The sequence below is a fragment of the Flavobacterium sp. KKT103 genome, from assembly GCF_055640565.1.
Genome location: NZ_CM145766.1, coordinates 184061 through 196058, shown reverse-complemented (window position 1 = coordinate 196058; position 11998 = coordinate 184061). Strand labels below are relative to the sequence as shown.

Here is an 11998-nt window from a genome sequence, read left to right as displayed (position 1 = left end):
TTACTTTTATGAGAAAATTTAAAATAATAATTGGGTTTTTTGTTTTGATTGCCACATCCACCAATGTTTTCAGTCAACAAGATCCTCAATACACTCAGTACATGTATAACATGAACATCCTGAATCCAGCCTATGCAGGATCAAAGGGTGTAACAAGTATTGGAATATTGGGTAGAACACAATGGGTTGGAGTAGACGGAGCACCTCAAACGGCAACTTTATCTCTAAACGGACCAGTTGGAAAAAATGTAGGTCTAGGATTTTCGATTATTCATGATGAAATTGGCCCTGTAAAAGAGGATAATGTATATGCTGATTTTTCATACACGCTTAATTTGTCTGATGAGAATAAGTTGGCTTTTGGTATAAAGGCGGGAGCTACCTTCTTAAATGTTAGAGAATTGATTACTATTGACCAAGATCCTTTGAATATCCCTATAAGTCTGGTTGCACCAAATTTTGGTGTCGGTGCCTTCTATTATAATGAACATTTTTATGCAGGTTTGTCTGTTCCTAATTTTATAGAAACGAGATACCTCAATAATACTAACGGAACGGCTTCTACTGCTTCTGAAAAAATGCATTACTTTTTGACATCAGGTTATGTGTTTGATCTCGACTATAATTTAAAGTTAAAACCATCTGCAATGTTAAAAGCTGTGCCTGGAGCACCACTTTCTGTTGATCTATCATTAAACTTATTGGTACAAGAAAGAGTAGAACTAGGATTATCTGTTCGTTTAGATGACTCTGTTAGCGGTATGGTTGGTTTTCAAGTAAACCAAGGTTTAAGGATTGGTTATGCCTACGATCATACAACTTCAAATTTTGGTGTATTTAATTCGGGATCACATGAAATTATGATTTTGTTTGACTTGAATAAGAAGAAAATAAAGAGCCCTAGATTTTTCTAAATAAAAAAATTAAACATGAAAAAAATTACTATACTACTAGTGTTCTTATTTGGATTTGCTGCTTTTTCGCAAAGCCAAAATTATACTATCAAAAATATAGATGTCAATACCAAATATTCTGATTTTGGCGTGACCTATTATGGTGACAATGGAGCTGTTTTTGCCTCTTCGAAAAAAATAAAAGGGTCTAGAAATAAAAAATGGTATTTAAACGACCAACCTTTTCTAATGTTATACAAGGGTTCAGTTACTAATACTGGTGAAATTGTAGATACTGATTTCTTTTCAAAAGAGCTAAATACAAAAATGCATGAATCTAATGTAACCTTTACAAAAGATCTAAAAACAGTTTATTTCTGCAGAGATAATTATACAAAAAAGAGGTATCGCACTGATAAAGATGGTTGGGTATTGATCCAATTGTATAAAGCCGATGTGGATTCAACAGGTAAATGGACAAATGTTATAAAGTTACCTTTTAATAGTGATGAATTTGATACGGGACATCCTTCTTTAAATGCTAGTAATACTAAATTATATTTCACTTCTAACAGACCCGGTTCACTTGGTTTGACGGATATTTGGGCAGTAAATATTAATCCTGACGGAACGTACAGCGAGCCATACAATTTAGGACCAAATGTGAATACTACCAGAAAGGAAATGTTTCCACATATCGATAAAAATGATGTATTGTATTATTCTTCAGATGGGATGATCGATGGTAATGGCGGATTGGATATTTACGCAATTAAAATTGATGAAAATGGAGGAGTAGGTAAACCGGTTAACCTAGGTCTTCCTCTTAATAGTTTGAAGGATGATTTTTCATTAGTTTTTCAGAACGGAAAAAAAACAGGTCATTTTTCATCAAATCGAGATGGAGGAAAAGGAGATGATGATATTTATTATTTCGAAGAGTTGGTAAACCCTATACTTGAAAAATGTAAGCAACTTGTTCAAGGTGTAGTTCGAGAAAAAGAAACTGGCGCGCTACTTCCTGGAGCAATTGTTACCTTATATAATGCTAAAGGCGAAAAAGTGGAAAGTGTTATAACTGACAAGTTTGCAAGCTATGCCTTTAACGTTGATTGTGACTCAGGTTACAAAGTAACAGGTACTAAAGAATCCTATAACATGGATGAAGAAGCGTTTACGACTTCAAATGTAGCGGACCTTGCCTTATCAATTGGTTTAGAGGTAGGTTCTAATGAATTTGTTTTAGTAAGAGATAAATTGATGATTAAAATTAATCCTATTTACTTTGACTTAGATAGATCATTTATCCGCCCTGATGCTGCTTTAGAATTAGAAAGAGTAGCTAGTATTATGCAAAAATATCCTTTGATTAAAATTAGTCTAGGATCTCATACTGATAGTAGAGCTGCTGATTCTTACAATTGGGCATTGTCAAACCGAAGAGCAAATGCATCTAAAGCTTGGTTAGTTAAAGCAGGTATTGATCCAAATAGGATTGTTGCTAAAGGTTATGGAGAAACAGAGTTGGTTAATACGTGCTCAAATGGTGTTAATTGCTCGGAATTTGATCATCAATTGAATAGAAGAACGGAGTTTGTAATAACAAACCCTGAGGTAATCAAATAAAAAATTTCAGATACTATTTTATAGTCATTTATGATTAAAAATCGTGTTTATACAAAAAAGCCGCTTCAATTTTGAAGTGGCTTTTTTGTGTTTGCAATAACTATTAATAGCATTGCAGGAACATATTTAAAATTTCAAAACAACAAATCAATTAATAGTCCTTAAATTTGCAGCATGCAAACGGAGAAAAAAGACATACGAGCAGTATCTAAAGAAGATTTACGAGAATTTTTTGTAACCAGTGGCGATAAAGCATTCCGTGGTAACCAGGTATATGAATGGCTATGGAGCAAAGGGGCGCATAGTTTTGAGGACATGACAAACTTGTCCAAGAGTACGCGTGCGATGCTAGAGCATAATTTTGTTATCAATCACATTAAGGTAGATACCATGCAGCGCTCGGAAGATGGTACCTTAAAAAATGCCGTTCGATTGCATGACGGTCTTGTTGTTGAGTCAGTTTTAATACCAACTAATACGAGAACTACAGCTTGTGTTTCTAGTCAAGTGGGTTGCAGTTTGGATTGTAATTTTTGCGCTACTGCCCGACTTAAACGCATGCGTAACTTAGAACCTGCCGAGATCTATGATCAGGTTATTGCAATAGATAAAGAAAGTCGCTTGTATCACAATCACCCACTTTCTAATATTGTTTTCATGGGAATGGGTGAACCTTTAATGAATTACAATAATGTTTTAAAGGCCATTGAAATGATTACTTCTGAGGAAGGATTAGGGATGTCACCCAAACGCATTATGGTTTCTACTTCGGGAATTCCTAAAATGATTAAGAAGTTAGCTGATGACGAAGTCAAATTTAAATTAGCAGTCTCTTTACACTCTGCGATTGATGAAATTAGAGCGAAAATCATGCCTTTTAGCGCTAATTTTCCATTGGCAGATTTAAGAGAGTCACTAGAGTATTGGTATAGAAAAACGAAATCTAAGATTTCGTACGAATATGTAGTTTGGAAAGGAATAAACGATAACAAAGAATCAGTTGATGCTTTGGTTAAATTTTGCAAATACGTGCCTTGTAAAGTCAATCTAATCGAATACAACCCAATTGATGATGGTGAGTTTCAACAAGCCTCCGAAGAAGCTACTAATGCTTATATAAAAGCCTTAGAAGCGAACGGAATTGTAGTTAAAGTGCGAAGAAGTAGAGGTAAGGATATTGATGCTGCCTGCGGCCAATTAGCCAATAAAGAAGTATAATTATTTTAAATATAAAAAGAGTGCTATTGTTGGTTCGAACAACAATAGCACTCTTTGTTTTTGGGAGTAATAGTTATTACTTTTTTAGATGAATTTCTATTGTTATCCCGTTGAAAGAAATGGTTGCTAAATCATCACAATCTCCTTTTCCAAAGTCGATCAGACTTTCTTGGTTGTTCATACCATCTTTATCCGTTTTCAAAAAATTTGTAGTTCCGCTTACTGGGAAGGGTTGTTTGCATGCCATAACAAAACGCAATGGAGTTTTGATCGTTGCGGTAAATTTACTTCCGTTTGTGAAAGTTGTAATATGGTATCCCCATACAAGATAAACATTGTCTTCAAGAACAAATTTTGTATCAATTCCTTCTACTAATTCTCTAACACGAGTACCTTTTCTGCTGTATTTTCTACCATCAGCATATGTAACTGTCATGTCAATAGAATTCGTGAAAACCGGATGAGCGGTTGCCACTAAATCAGTAGGTTTTACGGTGCTAGAAATCGTTCGTGTACCTTCGATTAATTTTTTGTTGTGGTAGAAATTAACAAGTGATACAGTAATCGTTTTTGTCAATTCCGAAAAATTTCTTGAAGCACTAACAATGATTTTTCCTTTTACTACATTTCCGTTTGAGAGTGTACAGCCTTCTGTTCCAAAATCGATTGTTCTGGTGAAACTGTCAGTAGTGAGGACAATCGTAACTGTTGCACATGCAGGTAAAAAACTTTTTACAGCTTGCGTTGTTTTTAAAGTCACACTTTGTTGCATGGCGTATTGATCTTCGGCAACATTGCTAACATCATCAAATGCGCCATCGATATCCGCATCAGCAATAATATCATCGTTGGTTATTGCCGTTGTTTCTTGTATGCTTTCATTAGAACTACAACTTGCAAAGAAAGCAATTGTAATTAAGACACTGGCTAAAATAATTTTGGGTTTCATAGTGATTAAATTTTGGGTTGTGTAGCTTAGACTATCAAAAGGGTGATGGGCGTATACAAGCAGTTGTTTTTGGGTTTATTTATCAATGTAAATGTAAATATTTTTTAAATAATTCATTCCTTTTGTTAAAATTATCGACAAAGCAACTATTTTTATAACAATAAGTAAGTAATTATTTATAAGAAGAGGTGTTTTTTGTTTTACTGTGGAAATTATAGTGTGAGGAGAAATTGAAGTAAGATAATGTTTAAAATCGGTGTAAAAATAATTGTGTAATTTCTTCAGTATGGTGCAGGTTAGTGTGTCTTTTTTTAACGTGAATTTGAACTAAGTAAGAAGCAAATTAGTGCTAAATCATATCCACACTTTTGTTTTTTAGTAAGGTATTATGAAATGTTTAGTTTTACGGTAGTGTATTTAATAGTACCTTGCAATAGGACAAAATTACCATTAAAATTACGCGGTGAAGGACAATTGTACTCACTGTTATTTAATAGTTTCTTTGTAGTAGTAAAAGGCGTAACTTTGCAGCATCAATGAATGTCACTTCTCAAATAAAACAGCCCATCTTGAAAGAAATGGAACTTTTCGAAAAAAAGTTCTATGAATCTATGACTTCCCAAGTGGCTTTACTAAATAGGATTACCTACTACATCGTAAATCGCAAAGGAAAGCAAATGCGACCCATGTTTGTTTTCCTGACAGCCAAAATGGTGTCTGGTGGAACTCTTAATGAGCGAACCTATCGCGGAGCTTGTGTAATTGAGTTAATTCATACGGCAACCTTAGTTCATGATGACGTCGTAGATGATAGCAATCGACGACGCGGATTTTTTTCCATTAATGCCTTGTGGAAAAATAAAATTGCAGTATTGGTTGGTGATTATTTACTTTCCAAAGGATTATTGCTCTCTATAGACAATGACGACTTCGATTTATTAAAAATCATTTCAGTAGCAGTACGTGAAATGAGTGAAGGTGAACTGCTTCAAATAGAAAAAGCCAGAAGACTCGATATTACGGAAGATGTTTATTACGAAATCATTCGAAAAAAAACCGCTACCCTTATTGCGGCTTGCTGTGCACTAGGTGCAAAATCAGTAATTGAAGATGCAGGTCAAGTAGAGAACATGCGAAAATTTGGTGAACTCATAGGAATGGCTTTTCAAATCAAAGATGACTTATTCGATTATACTGATGAAGCTATCGGAAAACCAACCGGAATTGATATTAAGGAACAAAAAATGACGCTTCCGCTAATTCATGTTTTGAATACGTGTACCTCAAAAGAAAAGTCATGGTTAATTAATTCGATCAAAAACCACAATAAGGACAAAAAAAGAGTCAAAGAAGTTATTGCTTTTGTAAAAGATAATAATGGCCTTGCTTATGCCGAAAATAAAATGGCGCAATTCCAGCAAGAAGCACTTTTATTATTAGATAATTATCCCAATTCTGACTTTAAAGAAGCTCTTATTTTAATGGTCAATTACGTGATCGAACGAAAAAAATAAAGCTAATTCGTCCTTCTAATCAAGGAAAGATTCCAGCTATTAATTCTTTTTTTATACTTTTTTTACCACTCGATGCAACCTTTTTAAATCGAGAATCGTCTATAGTAATAGAAACCCTTTACAACAACTTTGAAAGTAATCCATTTACATCAAGAGGAACAAGCAATGATTCAGTTGGCTGTCGATAACAATCGGCAAGCACAGCAACAAATCTATTCTAAGTTTTCTCCAAAAATGTTGAGCATCTGTCGTATGTATGTCAAAGATGTACAGCAAGCCGAAGATGTTATGATAACCGCTTTCATGAAAGCATTCACCAATTTGAAAAAATTTCAATTTAGTGGCAGTTTTGAAGGTTGGATAAGACGAATTGTGGTTAATGAATGTATCTCGTTTTTACGGGTAAACAAAAAAGTAAGTTTCATCGATGATGGGTTTTATAAGGAGGAAACAACAGCTGAAGAAGAATGCGAATTAGCCACAGATGACATTCAATTACTGATAGATAATTTGCCGGAAGGCTACAAAATGGTGTTTAACTTGTATGCAATCGAGGGATATAAACATAAAGAAATAGCGGAAATGTTAGGGATTAATGAAGGAACATCTAAGTCGCAATTGTCACACGCTAGGAAAATTTTGCAACAGCAAATTAAGGCAACTAATAAGTTTGATTATGGAACCAAATAAATTCGATTACAGTATAAAGAAAAAAATGGAGGCAAGGAGCATTACTCCCTCGGCTGGTACGTGGGGCAAGTTGGATTCCATGCTCGATGCTGCCGAAATTTCTAAAAGTAAAAAAACGAGACGTTCTTGGGTATTCATCGCAGCTGGCCTTATTGGTTTTTTATTACTAACAACGATCTTTAATTTGGATTTTGATAGCAACCTGATCCAAAAGGGTGCGCCTGTAGTGGTAGATCAAAATACAATAGTGCTTCCTGAGAAAGAGGAAATCGTGAAAAAAGAAGGAATTGCTGCTGAAAAAGTAGGAACTCAAAACAGTAAGCTAATGCAAGTTGTCGTGGCTAAAGTAGAACCTAAAAAAGCAACAAACAGTAAAGATGATCAGGTTTTAGCGGCAGCAGTTTCTACTATGGTTAAGGAGAAAGAGAGTTTAGTATCGGTTCCAGTGACAAAAGACATCGCAACTGTAACTAGTAATAAATACATTTCAGCGAATGAATTGTTAGCGACAGTTACTAACACAAAGTTAGATAAATCAGGAACTGAAAAAACTACTAATTTTCCAAAACAAAGCTATACCGTCAATCCGAACAGCTTACTTTCCAGTGCAGAAACCGAATTAAATCAAACTTTTAGAGAGACTGCATTGATAAAGTTGAGTAAAAATTTTAATAGTATTAAAACAGTTTTAGTGAATAGAAATTACGAAGAATAAGCATAAATCAATCATCAATCAAAAAACGAACAATAATCAAAAAACGAAAATCATGAGAAAAATTATTTTAATCAGTATCCTTTTTTTAGTTTCCGCTGTAGCAAAGCTTAGTGCGCAAAAAGTAGTGGATAATAAATACCAAGCCGAATGGTACTATGCTGGTTCCAAACCAAAGAGTTATCAAATGGGCAAGGATACTAGTACAGTTTACAAGAACCAAAATGTTTTAAGAATCAATTCAATTGAAAAAAAAATAAATGGTTTTGGAACCATAATGAAAACTGTAAAATCAGATGAATATAAAGGTAAAACAGTTAAAATGACGGGCTATATTAAAAGCGAGAATGTTAAAAGCTGGGCTGGTTTATGGATGCGTGTTGATTATTACAGTACCGATGTTTTAGCTTTCGATAACATGCGAAATAGAGGAATTAAAAGAACTAAAGATTGGGAAAAATACGAAGTCGTTTTATTTGTGCCTCAAGAAGCAACTTCTATTTCATATGGTGTATTGTTAGATGGTGTAGGACAAATTTGGTTTAAAGATGTAAAATTAGAAATCGTAGACGATAGTATTCCTGAGACTGGTTACAACAAAGGAAGAGATCATAAAATCATTTCGTTTGAGAAAAGAGCAAAAGCAATCGCCAATGAAATCAAAAAAATAACCGAAGGCGAGAAGGATGCATTAAAAACTGAAATTGAAAAAATCGACAAAGATCTTGCTGATGGTGCTATCACCAAAGCAAATGCAGACGAACTCAAACTAGAGAAAGCAAAAGTTCATGCCGCTGCAATCGAAACACGTGTAACTTTAGAACAAGAAAAACTGAATCAATTAGTTCAAGATAAAGTAAACGGAAAAGTAACCGAGGAAAAAGATACCCGTAGTGGTGGTAGGATGATCATGATGGGAAATAATACTGGTGAAATTGGGGAGAGACAAACTGAAATTAATATTACCTCAATGAAGGTTTATAATGGGCAAGAGGACAAGGAGGAACGTCAATCTAAACGTACCACAAGTCAGCTGGTTTTAGCAACGGGATTAAACAATCTTGTAACTAATGGCTCGGTAAATAAATCTGATTTTAGATATGCAGGTTCTCATTTTTACGAATGGGGAGTTACATACAATACTCGACTTGTTGAAAATAATAATTTATTGCATGCAAAGTATGGTTTGTCTTTAATGTATAATAATTTGAGACCTACTAACAATCGATTTTTTGAAACGAGCGGCAATCAAACCATCCTTCAAACGAATACCTCAAACCCTGCGTTTAATAGCATTCGAATTGATGATGCGCGTTTACGAAATGTATATTTGGTGATGCCGCTCCATTTAGAATTTGATTTTTCGGGAAAAACGGTAAAAGAAGATCGTACCTACTATAAAACACATCAATCCTGGAGAATAGGTCTTGGAGGATACGCGGGTGCAAGGTTAAAAACGAAACAAATACTGCAATATCAAGTAGACAATCACGATGTTACGGATAAGTACAAAGGTGGTTTTAATACCAGTGATTTTATTTACGGTTTAAGTACCTATGTAGGTTATGGAGCTACAAGTTTGTACCTAAAATACGATTTGAATCCATTGTTTAAAGACAACGTAGTGAAGCAGAATAATGTTTCACTTGGAGTACGATTTGATTTTAATTAGACCATTTTTGAGTTAGTTGGCAAACCCTTTCAGATAATAAATCTCGAAAGGGTTTTGCTATTTAAAAACTTTGTAACTTTGACTTTTTATAACTTTTAGCCCAAATTAAATTGATTTCTAAAGCGACTATTGATACTGTTTTTGAAACTGCTCGAGTAGAGGAGGTTATTGGCGATTTCGTTCAATTGAAAAGAGCAGGAAGTAATTTTAAAGGATTGAGTCCGTTCTCAGATGAACGTTCGCCTTCGTTTATGGTCTCTCCGGCCAAAGGAATTTGGAAAGATTTTAGTTCAGGAAAAGGAGGGAACTCAGTTGCTTTTTTAATGGAGCACGAGCATTTCACGTATCCGGAAGCGATACGATACCTCGCAAAAAAATACAATATTGAGATTGAGGAAACGGAATTAACGGATGCCGAAAAAGCGAATACGGATCTTCGCGAAAGTATGTATTTGGTTTCGGACTTCGCCAAAGATTATTTTCATCAAACACTTCTAAAATCAGAGGAAGGTAAGGCGATTGGACTCTCTTATTTTAAAGAACGAGGGTTTACTGCTGAAACGATAGAGAAATTTAGCTTAGGATATTCTCCCGAAGCTTGGGATGCTTTTACAACAGAGGCTTTAGGAAAAGGATATAAATTAGAATTTTTAGAAAGTACGGGTTTAACAATTCCGCGAGAAGACCGTCCCTTTGACCGATTTAAAGGTCGCGTTATGTTCCCTATTCAAAGTATGTCAGGACGCACCTTAGGTTTTGGAGGGCGTATTTTAACCAATGATAAAAAAGCAGCCAAATACTTGAACTCTCCCGAGAGCGACATTTACCATAAAAGTAAAGTACTGTACGGAATCTATCATGCAAAGCAAGCTATTGCCAAGCAAAACAATTGTTTTCTTGTGGAAGGTTATACAGATGTGATTCAGTTTCATCAATCTGGAATCGAAAATGTGGTTGCTTCCTCAGGTACAGCTTTGACACCCGATCAAATCAGATTGATTAACAGGCTTACGAAAAACATTACCGTGCTATTTGATGGTGATGCCGCTGGTTTGCGAGCGTCTATCCGAGGTATTGACTTAATTCTAGAAGAAGGAATGAACGTAAAAGTTTGTTCGTTTCCTGACGGGGAAGATCCAGATAGTTTTGCTAAAAAAACGTCTCACGATGATCTTGTAGCGTATTTAGATGAAAACGCCAAGGATTTTATACAGTTCAAGGCTTCACTTTTAATGAAGGAAGCTAAGAATGACCCAATAAAAAAAGCAGATTTGATTCGGGATATGGTGGTTAGTATTTCTAAAATACCAGATCGTATTCAACGCGAAATCTATATTCAAGAATGTTCTCGTATAATGGATATTTCTGAACAAGTATTGCAAAGCACCTTAGCGCAGTTAGTTCAAAAAGATAGTGCCGAGCATGTTAAAACGGAGAAGAAAGAATCCGAGCAAAAAGCTTTCAATGTTATAAAAAATCAAAATCCTGCCGAAGTGCAAAAGGTAGATATTTTGTATCGCTTGGAGCGCAAGATTATAGAGATTTTGCTTTTGTATGGAGATAAATTAGAACAGTTTGAAGATGTGATGATGAAATCTAATGACGACGGTGAGATTGAACATGTCGTTGAATTCAAGGAATACAAAGTTTTCCATAGGATATATCTCAGTTTGCAAGAGGATGAGGTTGAGCTCGCAAATCCTTTGTTTAGGGAATTGTTTAATGATCTAATTAATTTTTATCTGCAAAATGATAGCTTTAATTTAGAGCACTATTTGATGCGATTACAACCCGAGTTTGCTCAAGAAGTAACCGATATTTTAATGGAAGAGGAGCGCTTAGTGATGCACAACTGGGAAGGTCAAAATATCTTTCCTAAATCTAAAAACGATACCATAAGTCAAAATGTATCTGAAACCATCTTAACGTTACGTTGGTACTTAGTAGGAAAGATTATAGATGAACTAAAAAGCTCCATATTACCTGATGCAGATAATACGGAGCCTATGACTCTAATAAAAGATTATAATGAATTGACTCGCGCCTTTTCTAAAAAATTAGGTAGAGTAATGTCTCGTTTTTAATTAAACGATCTCTAGTGTTTTAGCTTTATTGACTAAGTCAACCAAGTTAGTTACATTAAGCTTCGTTAATAAACGCAGTTTATAAGTACTAATCGTTTTTTCGTTCAAGCCTAAAATATCAGCTATTTCGTGGTTTTTCTTACCACCACTTAAATAACGTAATACTTCAACTTCACGGTTAGAAAGTTTTCTATATAAACGCTCACTTTTACTTTGCTTAGCAATTAAAGCTAGGTTCTTCTTAACAGTTTCATTCATGATAATCTTACCTTGATTAACTTTGATGATAGACTGTCCAAGAGTTTCTAGTTTTTCCTGTTTGTGAACGTATCCAGATACACCAGCTTTAATGGCGTTAGGGGCATATATTTGCTCAGAAAGTCCACTAAAAATAATAATCTTCGTTTTTGGGAAGTTTTTCAAAATCGACTTGACTTCAAAAATACTAGAAAGACCTTCTAATTCAAGATCTAAAACTAAGACATCAACTTCTTTAGTGAGCAAGATATCGCGGATCATCAAAAAGCTACCTACATTGGCAACAATTGAGATTTCAGCGTGTTCTTTAAAATAAGATTTAACGCCAAAATGTACTACGGGGTAATTATCGGCAAAACAAACTTTTATCATAATCATTAAT

The 11998-nt window shown here is 34.7% G+C and carries 10 protein-coding genes; 8 read left to right on the top strand and 2 right to left on the bottom strand.

Annotated features, from left to right (window positions below; all coding sequences use genetic code 11):
• Positions 1–8 precede the first annotated feature (8 nt).
• From ACZ2G0_RS00870 to rlmN, 3 genes are all read left to right on the top strand, one after another.
• Positions 9–914 (top strand): PorP/SprF family type IX secretion system membrane protein, encoded by a 906-nt coding sequence (locus tag ACZ2G0_RS00870; RefSeq protein ID WP_470308586.1) that lies wholly within the window; start codon positions 9–11, stop codon positions 912–914.
• A 15-nt stretch (positions 915–929) separates the two neighbouring features.
• Complete coding sequence (locus tag ACZ2G0_RS00865; protein ID WP_470308585.1) at positions 930–2519, top strand: OmpA family protein; 1590 nt, start codon at positions 930–932, stop codon at positions 2517–2519.
• Between the two features lie 174 nt (positions 2520–2693).
• A complete protein-coding gene (gene rlmN / locus ACZ2G0_RS00860) occupies positions 2694–3737 on the top strand; it encodes a dual-specificity RNA methyltransferase RlmN (protein WP_470308584.1) in 1044 nt (347 codons plus the stop codon).
• A 76-nt stretch (positions 3738–3813) separates the two neighbouring features.
• On the opposite strand, the gene ACZ2G0_RS00855 is transcribed toward rlmN, so the two are convergent.
• On the bottom strand, positions 3814–4686 hold the full coding sequence (locus ACZ2G0_RS00855) for a hypothetical protein (protein ID WP_470308583.1): 873 nt from the start codon (positions 4684–4686) through the stop codon (positions 3814–3816).
• Between the two features lie 536 nt (positions 4687–5222).
• On the opposite strand from ACZ2G0_RS00855, the gene ACZ2G0_RS00850 reads away from it, so the two are divergent.
• From ACZ2G0_RS00850 to dnaG, 5 genes are all read left to right on the top strand, one after another.
• Positions 5223–6200 carry a polyprenyl synthetase family protein gene (locus ACZ2G0_RS00850; protein WP_470308582.1) on the top strand — a complete coding sequence of 326 codons (978 nt, stop codon included), beginning with the start codon at positions 5223–5225 and terminating at the stop codon, positions 6198–6200.
• A 129-nt stretch (positions 6201–6329) separates the two neighbouring features.
• Complete coding sequence (locus tag ACZ2G0_RS00845) at positions 6330–6890, top strand: RNA polymerase sigma factor (RefSeq protein ID WP_470308581.1); 561 nt, start codon at positions 6330–6332, stop codon at positions 6888–6890.
• The gene (locus ACZ2G0_RS00840; protein WP_470308580.1) at positions 6877–7605 is read left to right on the top strand and encodes a hypothetical protein; all 729 of its coding nucleotides are present in this window, start codon (positions 6877–6879) and stop codon (positions 7603–7605) included. The genes ACZ2G0_RS00845 and ACZ2G0_RS00840 overlap by 14 nt, the downstream gene beginning before the upstream one ends.
• 52 nt (positions 7606–7657) lie before the next feature.
• Positions 7658–9274 carry an ATP synthase subunit B family protein gene (locus ACZ2G0_RS00835; RefSeq protein ID WP_470308579.1) on the top strand — a complete coding sequence of 539 codons (1617 nt, stop codon included), beginning with the start codon at positions 7658–7660 and terminating at the stop codon, positions 9272–9274.
• Between the two features lie 110 nt (positions 9275–9384).
• On the top strand, positions 9385–11358 hold the full coding sequence (gene dnaG, locus ACZ2G0_RS00830) for a DNA primase (protein ID WP_470308578.1): 1974 nt from the start codon (positions 9385–9387) through the stop codon (positions 11356–11358).
• Here the strand turns inward: dnaG and ACZ2G0_RS00825 are convergent, their stop codons facing one another.
• Positions 11359–11988 carry a response regulator transcription factor gene (locus tag ACZ2G0_RS00825; protein ID WP_300289088.1) on the bottom strand — a complete coding sequence of 210 codons (630 nt, stop codon included), beginning with the start codon at positions 11986–11988 and terminating at the stop codon, positions 11359–11361. It lies immediately after the preceding gene.
• Positions 11989–11998 lie beyond the last annotated feature (10 nt).